General features: G+C 65.7%; 11 protein-coding genes. 7 read left to right on the top strand and 4 right to left on the bottom strand.

The window, feature by feature from the left end; all coding sequences use genetic code 11:
* Positions 1 to 610: 610 nt before the first annotated feature.
* The gene (locus PRtIB026_RS00210) at positions 611 to 3,541 is read right to left on the bottom strand and encodes a TonB-dependent receptor (protein ID WP_324256556.1); all 2,931 of its coding nucleotides are present in this window, start codon (positions 3,539 to 3,541) and stop codon (positions 611 to 613) included.
* Positions 3,542 to 3,711: 170 nt separating this feature from the next.
* Here PRtIB026_RS00210 and PRtIB026_RS00215 point away from each other — a divergent pair, with 170 nt between their 5' ends.
* The 6 genes from PRtIB026_RS00215 (at position 3,712) to PRtIB026_RS00240 (ending at position 10,777) form a co-directional block, all read left to right on the top strand.
* The gene (locus tag PRtIB026_RS00215; RefSeq protein ID WP_203650105.1) at positions 3,712 to 4,251 is read left to right on the top strand and encodes a sigma-70 family RNA polymerase sigma factor; all 540 of its coding nucleotides are present in this window, start codon (positions 3,712 to 3,714) and stop codon (positions 4,249 to 4,251) included.
* A complete protein-coding gene (locus PRtIB026_RS00220; protein WP_203650103.1) occupies positions 4,244 to 5,176 on the top strand; it encodes a FecR family protein in 933 nt (310 codons plus the stop codon). Before PRtIB026_RS00215 ends, PRtIB026_RS00220 begins: the two co-directional genes overlap by 8 nt.
* Before the next feature lie 289 nt (positions 5,177 to 5,465).
* Positions 5,466 to 6,158, top strand: coding sequence for a response regulator transcription factor (locus PRtIB026_RS00225; RefSeq protein WP_203650101.1), 693 nt, complete (start codon positions 5,466 to 5,468; stop codon positions 6,156 to 6,158).
* Positions 6,158 to 7,495 (top strand): sensor histidine kinase, encoded by a 1,338-nt coding sequence (locus PRtIB026_RS00230; protein WP_267813324.1) that lies wholly within the window; start codon positions 6,158 to 6,160, stop codon positions 7,493 to 7,495. Before PRtIB026_RS00225 ends, PRtIB026_RS00230 begins: the two co-directional genes overlap by 1 nt.
* 83 nt (positions 7,496 to 7,578) lie before the next feature.
* Positions 7,579 to 9,807 (top strand): TonB-dependent siderophore receptor, encoded by a 2,229-nt coding sequence (locus PRtIB026_RS00235; RefSeq protein WP_267813325.1) that lies wholly within the window; start codon positions 7,579 to 7,581, stop codon positions 9,805 to 9,807.
* 67 nt (positions 9,808 to 9,874) lie between these two features.
* Positions 9,875 to 10,777 carry an alpha/beta hydrolase gene (locus PRtIB026_RS00240; RefSeq protein ID WP_203650099.1) on the top strand — a complete coding sequence of 301 codons (903 nt, stop codon included), beginning with the start codon at positions 9,875 to 9,877 and terminating at the stop codon, positions 10,775 to 10,777.
* Positions 10,778 to 11,089: 312 nt separating this feature from the next.
* On the opposite strand, the gene PRtIB026_RS00245 is transcribed toward PRtIB026_RS00240, so the two are convergent.
* Genes PRtIB026_RS00245 through PRtIB026_RS00255 form a run of 3 tightly spaced genes read right to left on the bottom strand, consistent with a single transcriptional unit; the run spans position 11,090 to position 14,302 of the window.
* Positions 11,090 to 11,887, bottom strand: a complete 798-nt coding sequence (locus PRtIB026_RS00245; protein WP_203650096.1) for a nucleotidyltransferase domain-containing protein — start codon at positions 11,885 to 11,887, stop codon at positions 11,090 to 11,092.
* A 39-nt stretch (positions 11,888 to 11,926) separates the two neighbouring features.
* Positions 11,927 to 13,132: an RtcB family protein gene (locus tag PRtIB026_RS00250; protein WP_203650094.1), complete on the bottom strand. Its 1,206-nt coding sequence runs from the start codon at positions 13,130 to 13,132 to the stop codon at positions 11,927 to 11,929.
* A 39-nt stretch (positions 13,133 to 13,171) separates the two neighbouring features.
* Entirely contained in the window at positions 13,172 to 14,302 is a 1,131-nt protein-coding gene (locus PRtIB026_RS00255; protein ID WP_203650092.1) for a slipin family protein, read from the bottom strand.
* A 600-nt stretch (positions 14,303 to 14,902) separates the two neighbouring features.
* Here PRtIB026_RS00255 and rtcR point away from each other — a divergent pair.
* Positions 14,903 to 16,486, top strand: coding sequence for an RNA repair transcriptional activator RtcR (gene rtcR / locus PRtIB026_RS00260; protein ID WP_203650090.1), 1,584 nt, complete (start codon positions 14,903 to 14,905; stop codon positions 16,484 to 16,486).
* Positions 16,487 to 16,507 lie beyond the last annotated feature (21 nt).

The following is a 16,507-nucleotide window of genomic DNA, read 5'->3' on the forward strand; positions in this document are numbered from 1 at the left end:
AAGCAACCTTGAAAGCAGAACCAACAAGCCCGGCTCAAAAACAAGCATAAAAACACTTAAAATCAATGACTTGAAAATGCCAACTCAGGCTGGATAGACGCTGCAGCGCACAATAACACCCGAGAATTGCAGCCGCGTGCACAGTACTCGCCAAGCGTTTTGGCGTGGCCAATCCGGACGAACGCCAACAGAAGAAATAGTTATTAACTTAGAATATTCGCGGATACTAAACGGAGCGCCAAGACAATACAAGCCACTCTTTAGCCATTATCGATAGCCCTGCGCAACGAGGCGACTATCGCACGCAGCAGATGCGCGAGATAAAGCACAATCTATTATCCGGCACGCCTGTATTCAGCAGGCCCGCCGAAACATATGGCAGCGCTGCTCGATATCAGGGGGGGCAACGCTCGCACCCTGGCCATTGCCCGAGCAGCAGTCGGGACCTGCTCGGCATTGCAATTGGCTAGCGGCGATGCGGGGTATCAGGGGTTAGCGTTGCAGCGCACTTGAGATCGAACGCCGCGCGGGCGGCGCTCGGCTGCAAGGGTTGCGGCGGGCTCCAGCCACCCCGACGATCGGGCCAAGGCGCTGGACAAGGCAGGCGCTCTCAGAAGCGCGCCACCATCCCCACCCGCCAGGTACGTCCCGGCGCCGGCATGAAGCTCTGCGCCAGCGGGTCCAGGTAGTAGCGGTCGGTCAGGTTCTGCACCGACACATTCAGCTCGGTGTGCTCCAGCAGCTTGTACTTGAGGAACAGGTCGAACAACGCCACCGAGCGGTAGTCGATCTGCGGCGTGGTCGCGCCGGTCTGCCAGGGTTTGTCCATCTGCGCGGTGGGTCCCGAGCTGTAGGTCATGCGCCCGCCCACGGTCAGTGCCTCGTCGAAGAAGCGCATCCCGCCGAGCAGGTTGGCCGAGAAGCGTGGCGGGTTCTGGGTGTTGGTGTACGAGCCCATGTAGCTGCCCGACGTGCAGTCCGGGGTGTCCTGGGTGCGCTGGTAGCGATTGGCGCTGGCGCGCAGCTTGGCGGCGAAGGCCGCGTCGCAGGTCTCGGTCATCAGGTAGTAGGTGGCCGAAAGGTCGGCGAACACGCGCCCGGCATCGTAGTGCGACTGCAGTTCCAGCCCGCGGGTGTGGAAGCTGTCGGTGTTGCTGAAGGTCATCTGCCCCCACAGGCCAGGGCTCGGGTCGTAGTAGCGGGTGATGTAGTTCTTGATGTCGTTGTCGAACCAGGCCAGCTTGGCCGACGCCTCGTCGCCGGCGGTCAGCAGGTCGCTGCGCAAGGCACTCACGCCCACTTCCCAACTGCGCGAGCGCTCAGGCTTGAGATGCTTGCCCGGGGTGACCTGCTGGGTGCCCTGGCTGGTCTCGAACAGCGACGGCAGGCGCAGGCCCTCGGTATAGGAGGCATAGACGAAGGTGTCCGGGAGGAACTCGACATTGATACCGAAGGCCGGCGCGAAGCCACCGCCGCTGCTCTTGCCCTGCGGGGTGTAGTCGTAGCCGGTGACCACGTTGCTGACACTTTCGGGATGGACAACCACGTTGGTCGCGCCGGACTCGTTGAACGGCACGCCATTGAACGGCTCGTTGCTGTTCTCGAAGACGATGCCGTTGTTCAGGCGTGGGTCGGTGGCGTCGGTGTACTGGCCGTTATGGTCGGGGAACCACGTCATGCTGCCCCAGTGCCCCGGGCTGCTGGCGGTGATCCAGCGCATTTCCCGCTCTTCGCGGCGCGCCTCGGCCAGCACGGTGTTGTCCTTGGTCTGGTAGTGGGCATAGCGGCCGCCGCCCCACAGCGTCAGTGTTTCAGTGGGTTTGTATTCCAGGTTGCCGTTGAAGCTGAACTCCTGACGCGAGGCATCGCGCAACATGCGGTTGGCGTTGATGTCGTGCTGGGTGGAGACCACGTTGCTTTGCGGCTGCAGGTCCTCGAGCTGGAAGGCGCCGCCCAGGTCGAGTTTGAAATCACCATGGGCTGTGGTGAAGCGCGAAACGTTGGTCAGGTCGCCGCCGATGCGGCGGTTGTCCTGGCGGGACCAGGCGCGGTCGGTACGGTACAGCTGCGACTTGGGTGCCATCCAGGCCGCGCTCAAGGTACTGGTCTTCGAGTCGGTCATCCACAGCCTGCTGGTGAGGTCCACCCACGGATTGCCCTCGGGCAGGTAGTGATAGCGGGCGGTGTAGGTGTCGATCTGGATTTCGCTGGTGGGGTACTGATAGATGCCGGCGGTGCCGTAGCGGAAGATGTCCGAGGGCATGATCTCGCCCATGTGCCCGTCGAAGCGGCGATAACCCAGGTCCAGGGTATGATCGTCGGCCAGCCGCCAGGTGGTCTTGAGCAGATAGGAGTCGGTCTCGGACGACGAGTTGAGTACCTCCTCGCCGGCGTTGTAGGTATTGGCGACACTGGCCTGCTCGTCACCCCAGCGGTCATACAGGCGGTAGCGGTCCTGGCCCTTCTTGCCGGAAAAGTAGTTGCCCTGGTTGCGGTGCGCATAGGCCGCCACCAGGTCGAAGCGTTCATGGGAGTAGCCAAAGGCGGCGCTGCCGGACTCGGCCTTGGAGCCGAACAGGCTGCCGCGTTCGTCACGCGGCACCGCGCTCAGGTCCTCGTCCCTGGAGTTGCGGTTGCGGTGTTCGGGCTCCACGCCGTTGTTCCACAGGTTGCCGGTCAGGCGCACGCCGACATCCTTGCCATCGACCAGGATGTCATCGACACCGATGGTCTTCATCTCCACCGAGCCACCGATCGCTCCCGAGCGAGTGCTGGGGCCTTTGTTCACGGTGACACTGCTGATCAGGTCGGGGTCGATGTAGCTGCGCTGCTGGGTGCCGCCGTAGCCCCGGTAGACATCCACCGCCTGCTCCGAGCCATCGACCCTGACCGCCACCCGGCTCTGCCCCTGGATGCCGCGGATGTTGACGTCCAGCGCGCCGCCGTTGCGGCTGTCGCCGACCTGCACGCCGGCCACGCCCTTGAGCATGTCGCCCACCGAGACGGTGCTGAAGCGGTCGAGGTCCTCACGCGACAGGTGCACCGTCGAGCGTGGCGCGCGATAGGTGTCGCGCTGTGGGTCCAGCAACTCGCTGGCCGCGACCATGGTCGGCGTCAGTTCCGTCGCCATCGTCGATGCCTGGGCCTGCGGGATGAGGATATAGGCCCCCCGGGAGTTCGACAGCAGTTGCAGGCCGCTGTTGGCCAGCAGGCGCCGGGCCCCCTCCTGCACGGTGTAGCGGCCCTTGAGTGCCGGCGCGGCGCGGCCGCGGGTCAGCTCGGGATCATAGGACAGCAGCAGGCCCGACTGGCTGGCGAACACGCTTAACGTGGTACCCAGCGGGCCCTTGGCGATGTCGTAGTCGCGCAGCGTGGCATCGTCGGGCCGGGTAGAAGCCATGGCCGGGGCATCGGCGGCCTGAGCCAGGCTCGAAGCCGTGCCCATCAGGCAGCCGAGCATCGCACAACGCACGGCGAAGCTGATCGGGGACAAGCGTTGCGAAGGACGCGAAACAGGGGAAAGCCGACGGATTGCGGGCATGCTTTTCTCGCTCGTGAGGTCAGTGCCCGGCACTCGATGCGGGCTTGCACCCCTTCTGTCGCATGACGGCGAAAAAGGTATATGCGTGCGATTCGCATTTTCACTTGATCTTGTGATTTAGCCAAATCTAGTGATAATTGTTTGCATTTACACCCTGACCCCTCCCCGCCATGACCCTTTTCAATACTCCGCCCCAGCCCGCCGAGCGCTGCGCCGTGACCACGCTGTACATCGAGCACCACGCCTGGTTGCGCGGCTGGCTGGCGTATCGACTGCGCTCCTGGGGGCGTGGCGTGGCCGACGACCTGGCCCAGGACATCTTCGTGCGCGTGCTCGCCAGCCGCGACAGCAACCAGCCCGATACCCTGCGCCAGCCACGCGCCTACCTGACCCGCATCGCCAACTGCGTGCTGGTCAGCTGGCGCCGCCGTCATTCGCTGGAGCAGGCCTGGCTCGAAGCGCTGGCGCTGGTGCCCGAAGCGCTGCAGCCGTCGCCCGAGCAGCAGAGCGTCATCCTCGAGACCCTGCACGAGATCGACGCAGTGCTCGACGGCCTGCGCCTACGGGTCAGGCAGGCATTCCTGATGGCCACCCTGGACGGCATGAAGCAGAAAGACATCGCGCAGGCGCTGGACATCGCCCTGCCGACGGTGAAGAAGTACATCCACGAGGGCTACATGGCCTGCCTGAGCCAGATGCCCGATGAGTGACCAGCCCGCCATTGCCCAGGCCGTGCTCGCCGAGGCCGCCGCCTGGTTGCTGCTGATCCAGGAAGGCCCGCTGACGTCGGCGCAACAGCTCGAGCTGGAGCGCTGGCGGCGCCGCGACCCGGACCACGAACGTGCCTGGAAGCGTGCCCAGCGCCTGCTGACCCGCCTCGGCACCCTGCCGCCGACCCTCGCCCGGCAAACCCTCGCTCGCCCGCAGGACAGCAGCCGGCGCACCGTACTGCGTGGCCTGCTGGGGCTGATCGGCGCGGCCCCGCTGGGCTGGTGGGCATGGCGTCAGGCCCGGGAGGGTGTCGACTACCAGACCGCAGTGGGCGAACGGCGCGAGTTGCTGCTGAGCGATGGCACCCAGGTCACGCTCAACAGTCACAGCGAGCTGCGTGTGCTGTATTCGGCCGAGGAGCGCCTGCTGTACCTGCGCCGTGGCGAGGTGTACATCGTCACCGCGACGGACCCGTCGCGGCCGTTGCGGGTGCGCTCCGATCACGGCCTGATGCAGGCGCTGGGCACCCGCTTCAGCGTGCGCCAGCTCCTTCACGAGACCCAGCTCGCGGTTTATGAAGGCGCCGTGCGCGTCACCCCCGAAGCTGGCCGTGGCAGCGTCATCCACGCAGGCTCGCAGGTACGCTTCGACCGCGACCGGCTCGGCCTGGTGGAAACCGCCCGCGACACCCAGCTGGCCTGGCGCAGGGGTTTGCTGGTGGTCGACGACATGCCGCTATTGCAGTGGGCCCAGGAGCTGATGCGCTACGCCGACCAGCGCCTGGTCTGCGACCCGGCCGTGGCCGAGCTGCGGGTCTCCGGCAGCTTCCCGGTCGATGACCTGCCACTGGCCCTGGCCATGCTGAGCGAGAGCCATGGCCTGCGCGTGCGGAGCGAAGCTGGTGGGATGTTCATAAGTCGCTGATCCCCCAGCTGTCATGCAGGGAACCTACGACTATGCGGCCAACGCGTACCCTGTGGGAGCGGCTTTAGCCGCGAAGCAAGCAACTCGATGGATGGCACCGGCTTCGCCGGTGTTCGCGGCTGAAGCCGCTCCCACAGGTCCCTTCCAGGTCGATAATTCATGTGAAGCCCGCGCCCACGGGAGCTATGTGACGAACCACTCGACGCAATGCCAGCATCCGGGCATTGCCCCGGCACCATCGCCAATGGGATGATTCGTATTTGCAATGAATTCTCATCAAGGTCACCCCGTGCCCCCCAAACTCCTCCTCGCCGAAGACGACCCCCGATTGCGCCAGGACCTGGAACAGCACTTCCTGCGTCGCGGCTTCAGCGTCCAGGCCTGCGAGAACGGCACCCAGGCATTGAACGCGATGCACCAGGCGCCCTTCGACCTGCTGCTGCTGGACATCATGCTCCCCGGCATCGATGGCCTCAGCCTGCTCGACGAACTGCGCCGGCACCAGGCGGTACCGGTGATGCTGATGTCGGCCCTGGGCGCCGAGCAGGACCGCATCAGCGGCTTCACCCGCGGCGCCGACGACTACCTGCCCAAGCCCTTCAGCCTGGCCGAGCTGGATGCCCGGGTCGATGCCCTGCTGCGCCGGGTGGCGCTGGACCGACGCCCGCCCACGCCACGCAACGCCTGCACGCTGACCTTCGATACCGCCAACCATGATGTCTCCCAGCATGGCCAGAGTGCCGGGCTGACCGGTTCCGAATACCGATTGCTGCTGACCCTGCAGGCCCATCCCGGCGAGGCACTGAGCAAGGCCTTCCTGTACCAGAGCGTCCTGCACCGGGCCTACACCCGCCTCGACCGTGGCCTGGACGTGCATGTGTGCAACCTGCGCCGCAAGCTCGGCGCCATCGGCGCCGGACACCTGGAGATCCAGGCCGTGCGCGGCCAGGGCTATATCCTGGTCGATGCGGGCAGCAGCTGATGCGCCGTCATCCGCTGCTGTGGAAGCTGGCGCTGCTGCAGGTGTGCTTCTGCCTGCTGCTGACCTGGCTGATCTGGACCTGGGGCCTGTCGGTCGAACGCAGCACCTACTTCCTCGCCCCCGCCGACCGGGTGTTCCTCGCCGGCTTCGCCGAACAGGCCGAGCAGGCCTGGCACGCGGAGGGAGCCGATGGCGTGGAACGCCTGCGCCGTCGGCTCGAAACCGAGGAGGACACCTGGGTCGCCATCATCGGCCCCCATCTGCAGAGTCTCGGCACTACCCCGCTGAACGCCGATGAAGCCAGCCGCCTTACCTTCATGCGCAAGCTCGACTGGCCGATGAGCCGGCGCCTGCAGGACGAGCTGCCATACGTGAGCATCGCCTTCCCCGAACACCCCGAGGACGGCCGCCTGGTCATCCAGCTCCCCGAACACCTGCTGCCCACCGGCCTGACACCCTGGACCCACGTGATCACCCACGGCGTGGCCCCCGCCCTGCTCGCCCTGCTGCTGGGCCTGGCGCTTTACCGCCACCTGGTCGTGCCGCTCAACCGCCTGCGTGACCGTGCCGACGCCCTGCGCGCCGACGATCTGGACAGCCCCGGCCTGCTCCTGCAGGAACGTCGCGACGAGCTGGGCGAGCTGGCCCAGGCCTTCGAGCACATGGCCGTGCGCCTGCGCAAAAGCCTCGACCAGCAACGCCTGCTGCTGCGTACCCTGTCCCACGAACTGCGCACCCCGCTGGCGCGCCTGCGCATCGCCCACGACAGCGAACTACCGGCGGAACTGCTACGCCAGCGCCTGGACCGCGAAGTGGACGACATGCAGAAACTGCTGGAGAACACCCTCGACCTGGCCTGGCTGGACACCGAGCGGCCGCAACTGGCGACCGAACCGGTACTGGTGCTCTCGGTCTGGGAGGCGCTGGTCCAGGACAGCTGCTTCGAAAGCGGCTGGCCGGTCGAACGGCTGCCCTGCTTGCTCGGGCTCGACTGCCAGGTCCAGGCGCACCTGGACAGCCTGGCCCAGGCCCTGGAAAACCTGCTGCGCAATGCCATCCGCCACTCGCCCGCCACCGGCCGGGTCAGCCTGGACGGTTGGCGCGAGGGTGCCTTCTGGCACTTGTGCCTGCGCGACCAAGGACCTGGGGTAGCGGAGGACGAACTCGAGCAGATCTTCCAGCCCTACCACCGCCTGCCCGGCAGCGGCGCCGGCTTCGGCCTGGGCCTGGCCATTGCCCGGCGCGCCATTGAGTTGCAGGGCGGACGCCTGTGGGCAAGCAATGGCCATCCCGGGCTATGCCTGCACCTGCTGCTGCCGGCCAGCGAAAGTGTTTAGAAAGTTAATGCGCTTTACTCTCAAATAGGAGTTATTACTATTTGTGATCTCTTGAATTCAGCCCGCCGTGCCGGAGATCACACATGTCGCCCCGCCCGCTTCCTTTCGCCCCCTTCCTGCTGCTGTCCAGCTGCCTGCTGAGCAGCGCCGTGCAGGCCGCCAACCAGCCAGAACCGATCGTGCTGGAAAGCCAGAACGTGGTGGCCACCGCCCTGGAGGAGACCAAGCAGGCGCCGGGGGTGTCGGTCATCACAGCCGAGGACATCCAGAAACGACCACCGGCCAACGACCTGTCGCAGATCATCCGCACCATGCCGGGGGTCAACCTGACCGGCAACTCCACCAGCGGCCAGCGCGGCAACAACCGGCAGATCGACATCCGCGGCATGGGCCCGGAAAACACCCTGATCCTGGTCGACGGCAAGCCGGTCAGCAGCCGCAGCTCGGTGCGCTACGGCTGGCGCGGCGAACGTGACTCGCGCGGCGACACCAACTGGGTGCCGGCCGACCAGGTCGAGCGCATCGAGGTGATCCGCGGCCCGGCGGCGGCGCGCTACGGTTCCGGGGCCATGGGCGGGGTGATCAACATCATCACCAAGCAACCGGCGGGAGAGACCCACGGCAACATGACCGTGTACCAGAACTTCCCGCAGCACGGTGACGAAGGCGCCACCAAGCGCGTGAGCTTCGGCCTCAACGGCCCACTGACCGACACCCTCAGCTACCGGGTCTACGGTAACGTGGCCAAGACCGACGCGGACGACTGGGACATCAACGCCGGCCACCAGTCCGCGCGCACCGGCACCCAGGCCGGCACCCTGCCCGCCGGCCGCGAAGGCGTGCGCAACAAGGACCTCAACGGCCTGCTGAGCTGGCGCCTGACCCCGGAGCAGACCCTGGAGCTCGAAGCCGGCTTCAGCCGCCAGGGCAACCTGTACGCGGGCGATACGCAGAACACCAACTCCAATGCCAACGTCAAAAGCATGCTCGGCAAGGAGACCAACATTCTCTACCGCGAGAACTTCGCCATCACCCACCGTGGCGATTGGGACTTCGGCAGCAGCATGGCCTTCCTGCAATACGAGAAGACCCGCAACCAGCGCATCAACGAAGGCCTGGCCGGCGGCACCGAAGGCATCTTCAGCAACACCGACTTCTACACCTCGACGCTGCGCGACCTGACCGCCCACGGTGAGCTCAACCTGCCACTGCACGCCTGGCGCGACCAGACCCTGACCCTGGGCAGCGAGTGGAGCCAGCAGAAACTGGACGACCCCAGCGCCAATACCCAGACCACCAGCGAAGGCGGCAGCGTGCCCGGCCTGGCCAGCAACGGCCGCAGCACCAGCAGCCAGGCGCAGATCTTCTCGCTGTTCGCCGAGGACAACATCGAACTGCTGCCCGGCACCATGCTCACTCCGGCGCTGCGCTTCGATCACCACAGCATCGTCGGCGACAACTGGAGCCCGTCGCTCAACCTGTCCCACGCGCTGACCGACACCCTGACGCTCAAGGCCGGCATCGCCCGCGCCTACAAGGCGCCGAACCTGTACCAGCTCAACCCCGACTACCTGCTCTACAGCCGTGGCCAGGGCTGCTACGGGCAGAGCACCAGCTGCTACCTGCAGGGCAACGCGCATCTGGAGGCCGAGACCAGCGTCAACAAGGAACTGGGCATCGAGTTCCAGGACAACGGCTGGGTCGCCGGCCTGACGTACTTTCTTAACGACTACAAGAACAAGATCGACTCGGGCCTGAGCGGCATCGGCCAGGCATCCGGTGGCGCAGGCCTCAACGCCAATGCCACCCTCTACCAGTGGGAGAACATCCCCAAGGCACTGGTAGAGGGACTCGAGGGCACCCTGACCATCCCGCTGAGCGAACAGCTGAAGTGGAGCAACAACTTCACCTACATGCTGCAATCGAAAAACAAGACCACTGGCGAGACCCTGTCGGTGACCCCTGCCTACACGCTCAATTCCATGCTCGACTGGCAAGCCTCCGACGACCTGTCGCTGCAGCTGAGCGTGGCCTGGTACGGCAAGCAGACGCCGAAGAAGTACGACTACCAGGGCAAGCGGGTCACCGGCACCGCCAACGACCAGGTGGCCCCTTACGCGCTGGTCGGCGCCAGCGGCACCTATGCGCTCACTAAAAACCTGAGCGTGACCGCCGGCATCGACAACCTGTTCGACAAACGCCTGTACCGGGCCGGCAACGCCCAGGCGGTGAACGGTATCGAGGGCGCGGGCGCAGCCACCTACAACGAACCCGGGCGCACCCTCTACACAAGCCTGACCGCCTCCTTCTGAACCCGTGCCGCCGCTGCACTCGACGATGGCGCGGCGGCTTGTCATGGAAGACCTCACGAGAACACCGATGAAGATCCTTTCCCTTGTCCTGGCACTGCTGCTGAGCGGTTCGGCCCTGGCCCAGCCGCAAGCCGAGCAGAAGATGGACGACACCCTGCTGCAGCGCCAGGACCTGGCCTATCGCTTCAGCCACCTCGACCTGGATTCACGCGACGGCCAGCGCCATTACCGCCTGTGGATCGGCCAGCCCCGACGCCCGGCCCCCGCCAGCGGTTACCCGGTGCTGTGGATGCTCGACGGCAACGCCGCCATCACCGCCCTTGAGCCACAGCAACTTCAGGCGCTCGCCGGCGGCCAGGCACCGCTGCTGGTCGCCATCGGCTACCAGACTGACCAACGCATCGAACGTGCCGCCCGGACCTACGACTACACCCCCGTGGTGCCCGGGCTGGCCGAGCAACGCGATCCCCTGACTGGCCAGGCCAGCGGTGGTGCCGATGAATTCCTCGACCTGCTGGAACAGCGCATGCGCCCGATGGTCGCCGCTGTCGCGTCCGTCGACCCGCAACGGCAGACGCTCTGGGGTCACTCCTATGGCGGGCTGGCGGTGCTGCATACGCTATTCACCCGCCCATGGCTGTTCAGCGACTATGCGGCGGCCAGCCCATCGTTGTGGTGGAACGACGGCGCCATCGTGGCCGAGGTGCACGGGTTGCAGGGGCGACTGGGCAGCCACCGAACAAGCCTGCTGCTGATGCGCGGCACGCAAGAACCGGCCAATCCGCGTGGGCCGGTGTCGGGTGATGTACAACGACCGGCCCGGGAGCTGGTGGCCAGTCTGGCCGGGGTGAAGGGATTGTCAGTAGCCTTCCAGCCATTCGATGGCCTGGACCACGGGCCAATGCTGCCGGCCTCGCTGCGGTTCGTGATGGACAGGATGTCCAGCTCAGTGAGCCGTAATCCGTTGTAAGAGCCATTCCTTTCAAGGTGTTGAGAATTGGCGCTCGGCTTGGCGTTGCCGGGGTCGCTTTGCGACCCTTTCGCGGCACAAGGCCGCTCCTACAGGGCGCGCGGTCGCCTGTAGGAGCGGCCTTGTGCCGCGAAAGGGCTGCAAAGCAGCCCCGGCAATCTCGAATTGAGCGGTCATACCCAAAAAATCGCAAAAACCTTGAAAGGGCTTGTTGTAGGAGCGGCTTTAGCCGCGATGCAAGCTGTGCGGTGTCTGGCACCCGCTTCGCGGGTAATCGCGGCTGAAAGCCGCTCCTATAGATGCCGTGCCCCCTTATCCAGCTTGGCGCACGGTGTCCCGCAGAAACTCATCCAGTAACCCGCTGTCACCACGCGTCACCGGCACCTCCCGCACCTCATCGGCTCGCGCCAGCTCGGCCTCGATGAACCCATGCAGCACCTCGTCCCGAGGTCCGTGCTCGGCCTCGCCGCTGCGTCGTTTCACAGCCAGCAGTGCGTCGATCGCCGCCTGCAGTCGCGGATCATCGACGGTACGCGCCATCAACGCGGCGAACGCCGTCGGCGGCATGCCCAGCCCCTGGTCGATCCAGCGCACCGCCAGCAACGGCCGCAGCACATACAGGTACTTCTTGAAGCGCACCGTCTCGCCCATCAGGTAGCCACGCAGGTTCTTGCGTGCCATCGACAGGTAGTGGTGGCGCACGGCGCGCGGCGAGTAGAACGCCTCGCCCAGCTCGCGCAGGCGACCGGCGGCTTCGGCGTCTGCGCGGTACACCAGCGGCGAGCCCAGCCACTCGAGCAGGCTCGGGTTGGCGCCGCGCATCAGGCGCAGGGTCTTGCGCAGCTCCCAGCCGCTGATGTCCAGCTCGTCGCAGAGCGGCCGCTCGATCACATCGCGAGGCTCGTCCACCCGCAGGTACCAGTCGTTGCGCGGCACGTAGACGAAGCGTACGTCGTAGTCGCTGTCCGGCGAAGCGAAACCCCAGGCACGGCTGCCGGACTCGCAGGCATAAAGCACGGTCACCTCGTGCTCGCGCTCGATACGTTGCAGCTCATCGAGCACCCGGGCGCGCATGGCCTCGGGCAATGAGTGGGAGTCGTCCTGATACATGTCTTCGTTCCTTGTACAGGGCGCCACGCGGCGCCCGTTTCAACCTTTCACGCACACCACCTGGCGCAGGGTGTGCACCACCTCGACCAACTCCCGCTGGGCCTGCATCACCGCATCGATGTCCTTGTAGGCCATCGGGATCTCGTCGATCACATCCTTGTCCTTGCGGCACTCCACATGGGCGGTGGCGCGCTGCTGGTCCTCGACGGTGAAGCGGCTCTTGGCCTTGGTGCGGCTCATCACCCGGCCTGCGCCGTGACTGCACGAGCAGAACGATTCCTCGTTACCCAGGCCCCGGACGATGAAGCTCCTGGCGCCCATGGAACCGGGAATGATGCCCAGCTGGCCCTTCTGCGCCGACACCGCGCCCTTGCGGGTCACCAGCACCTCACGGCCGAAGTGCTGCTCCTTCTGCACATAGTTATGGTGGCAGTTGACCGCCTCGAGGCTGGCCTCGAACGGTTTGCCCAGCACCTTGCGGGTGGCGGCAACCACCGCCTGCATCATCAGCTCGCGGTTGTGCCGGGCGAAGTCCTGCGCCCACTCGACCGCCTCGACATAGTCGGCGAAGTGCCGGCTGCCCTCCTCGAAATACGCAAGGTCCCGGTCCGGCAGGTTGACCATGTGCTGGCGCATGTCGGCCTGGGCCAGTTCGATGAACAGGTTGCCGATGGCGTTACCGACACCACGCGAGCCGCTGTGCAGCATGAACCAGACGCGGTCGGCCTCGTCCAGGCAGACTTCGATGAAGTGGTTGCCGCCACCCAGTGTCCCCAGGTGCTGGCGGTTGTTGGTCTTCTCCAGCCGCGGGTGCTTGTTGGTGATCGCCTTGAAGCGTCCGGCCAGGCCGCTCCACACCTGGTCGGCCTGGTCCGGCACAGTGTCCCAGGCGCCCTGGTCGCGACGGCCGAAGGTCTTGCCATGGGGCACGGCCTTCTCGATGGCCGTGCGCAGGCCGTGCAGGTTGTCCGGCAGGTCGCGGGCGTGCAGCGAGGTGCGCGCGGCGATCATGCCGCAGCCGATGTCCACGCCCACCGCCGCCGGAATGATCGCGCCCACGGTGGGGATCACGCTGCCGATGGTCGAGCCCTTGCCCAGGTGCACATCCGGCATCACCGCCAGGTGCTTGAAGATGAACGGCATCTTCGCCGTGTTCATCAGTTGCTTGCGGGCGTCGTCCTCGACCGGTACACCGTCGGTCCACAGTTTGATCGGCTTGCCGCCCGCCACTTCGAGTATGTTCATTGCCTTGTTCCTTGTTGCGCTACGTCGTGTCGCAAAGGGTCAACCCGCCTTGAGGCTGACCATTCCATTCAATACCTGATCCAGGCCACCGAACACCGAAATCCGGTCGATGCGCTCGGCCACCCGCTCCAGGGTTTCCAGCTCCTTCAGGCGCAGGGCCGTCGGGTTGCCTTCCATCACCTTGGCGGTGTTGAGCAGCGAACGGGTCGCCTGGGTTTCCTCGCGGCGCCGGATCACGTTGGCCTGGGCGGCCTTTTCCGCCTCCACCACCTGTGCCAGCAGGGTCTTCATTTCGCCCGGCAGAATGATGTCGCGCACCCCCAGGCTGCTCACCTCCAGGCCACTGCCTTGCAGGTGCGCCAGCAGGTGCTCGGTGACGCTACCGTCGATGGACTGCTTGTCTTCCAGCAGCTCGTCGAGGGTGCGGGTACCCACTGCCGCACGCAAGCCGAACTGCAGCTCGCGGTACAGGTGCTCCACCGGCTTGCTCATCTGTCCGTGGGCGCCAAGCACATCGGTGTAGCGCCAGTTGGCCACCAGGCTCAAGCGCAGGCTGACCTTGTCGCGGGTGAGGATCTCCTGGCCGTTGACCTCCAACGCCTGCAGGCGGGTGTCGACCATCTCCACCGCTACCTGGCTGCCGCAGCGCCAGTAGCCATGCCGGCCTGGCTCGAGCAACCCGGCCACCACGCCATCAATCTTCAGCACGCCGACATGGAAGGCAGGCACCAGCGCCAGCAGGACCAGGTCCGTGCCGGCCACGCCGGGGCGGTTCAGGCGAACCACCAGTTCGTCGTCCAGGCGCCGTCCTTGATCAAGGTCGATGCGCTGCAAGCCATGTTCGACCTGACCTTTCCAGTACAGGCGGCGGCTGTCCGGGGCCAGCAACTCAACCAGGCGGCCGTCCTCGAAGCGCAGGCCGGCCTCGTGCGGCGCCAGGTCCATGGCTTCGAAATACTGCTCGACCAGTGCCGACTCATGCCCACGCAGGTATTGCGCCAGCGGGTGGTCAAACAGCGGGGATTGGAGGCTGAAGGTGGTCACTGTCAGCCGGTCTTGCCAGTCGAAACGCTGGTACTGGCCAGGCTCGAGGATCGACACGAAGTCGCCTTCGCTCATTAACAGGCCGCGTTCGTTTTTCTTCACCACAAAGCGTTTCAACAGTTTCATCTTGCTCATCCTTTTATCAATGTCCTTGGCTGCGGGTGGTCGCCGACTCACCGAGCGCCGTGGGCGAAACCTGGCGGAGTCCGGGGCTGGGAGCGATTGCTCCGGCGGCCGCCATCGTTGCGCCTGGTCCGGCCGGCGGGCCGGGTGAACCAGCGGTGGCTCAGGCTTCCTTCGCAGTGGCGGGCCGTCCTGGCCCTGGTTGCGTTGCCTGTGCCCCACCTGCGGGTGTTGCGGGTGTAGCTACCGTGGAGGGTATTGCCGAGACGTGGCCCGGCGAGCGCCTCGCAAGCCTGTTCACAGGCTTGCGCCGCAATGACCGGTCGTTGCGGCGGCGGCATGCACGACACCGACACCTGAAGGTGGGTACGTGCACCGGCGGGGGTTGATCCCCTGACCCGAGGGCCTGCCTGGCGATGCGGTCGAGAGGGATATAGCGAGCGGCGTGCCAGGTTTTCATTCGCTCTTGAAAAAATCTTTTAACTATCTGATTTATAAGTATTTATTTTTTGTTTCGCGTTAGCCTGTGTATTGCAACGCGTCATGCCGATTTCATTTTTCGTATATCCTGAGATACATACTTATCTTTTTGGATAATCACGGATGACCAAGCCCCTCGTCGCCATCGGTTTCCTCGGCACCACCCTCGACCGCAACGGCAAGGGCGCCGCACGCTGGAACCGCTGGCGGCCAACCATCGGCCTGTGCCAGCAAGCCGACCTGCCGCTCGATCGCCTGGAGCTGATCCACGGCCCCAGCGCGCGCGACCAGAGCCTGGCCGAGCGGATCCGTGGCGACATCCAGCAGGTCTCGCCCGCCACCGAGGTGCGCCTGCACCCGCTGGCACTGCATAACCCGTGGGACTTCGAAGAGGTCTACGGCGCCCTGCACGACTTCGCCAGCGGCTATACCTTCGACACCGAGCGCGAGGACTATCTGGTGCATATCACCACCGGTACCCACGTCGCGCAGATCTGCTGGTTCCTGCTCACCGAAGCCCGCTACCTGCCGGCGCGCCTGGTGCAGACCTCGCCCTCGCGCAAGCAGGACGAGAACAGCGACCCGGCCGGCACCGCCACGCTGATCGACCTCGACCTGTCGCGCTACGACCCGATCGCCTCGCGCTTTCGCCGCGAGCAGGTCGAGGGGCAGTCGCTGCTCAAGTCCGGCATCGCCACGCGCAACCCGGATTTCAACCGCACCATCGAGCAGATCGAGCGGGTCGCCCTGCGCTCCAAGGCGCCCATGCTGCTGGTCGGCCCGACCGGCGCCGGCAAGTCGTTCCTGGCCCGCCGCGTCCATGAACTCAAGCGCGGCCGCCACCAACTGGGCGGGCGTTTCATCGAGGTGAACTGCGCCACCCTGCGCGGCGACGGCGCCATGTCGACCCTGTTCGGCCACGCCAAGGGCGCCTTCACCGGCGCCCAGAACGCTCGCGACGGCCTGCTGCGCGCCGCCGACGGCGGCATGCTGTTCCTCGACGAGATCGGTGAACTGGGCGCTGACGAACAGGCCATGCTGCTCAAGGCCATCGAGGAAAAACGCTTCTTCCCGCTGGGCGCGGACCGCGAGGTGGAAAGCGACTTCCAGCTGATCGCCGGCACCCACCGCGACCTGCGCGCCAAGGTCGCCGACGGCTCGTTCCGCGAGGACCTGTTCGCCCGCATCAACCTGTGGACCTTCGCCCTCCCGGGCCTGGCCGAACGCCGCGAGGACATCGAGCCGAACCTCGATTTCGAGTTGCAGCGCCATGCCCGCGAACAAGGCCGCCAGGTGCGCTTCAACCTCGAGGCCAAGCGCCGCTACCTGGACTTCGCCCATGCCGGCGAGGCACGCTGGGCTGGCAACTTCCGCGAGCTGTCGGCGTCGATCACGCGCATGGCGACCCTGGCCGACAGCGGGCGTATCGACGAGGCATTGGTCGAGGAGGAGATCGGTCGATTGCGTTACGCCTGGGGCCTGGAACCGAACACCGAACCACTGCTCACAGGTCGCGAGCTGGACCTGTTCGACCAGGTGCAGTTGCAGGCGGTGATCGACGTCTGCCGCCGCGCGCCGAGCCTGTCAGAAGCCGGACGCCAGCTGTTCGCGGTATCGCGCCAGGAGAAGGCCAACCCCAACGATGCCGACCGCCTGCGCAAGTACCTGGCGCGCTTCGGACTGGACTGGCAGCAACTAAAGTCGTAGGGCTTGCCAGCCCGCTGGCAC

This window comes from Pseudomonas sp. RtIB026, assembly GCF_016861355.2.
In the GTDB taxonomy this organism is placed as follows: Bacteria; Pseudomonadota; Gammaproteobacteria; order Pseudomonadales; family Pseudomonadaceae; genus Aquipseudomonas; species Aquipseudomonas peradeniyensis.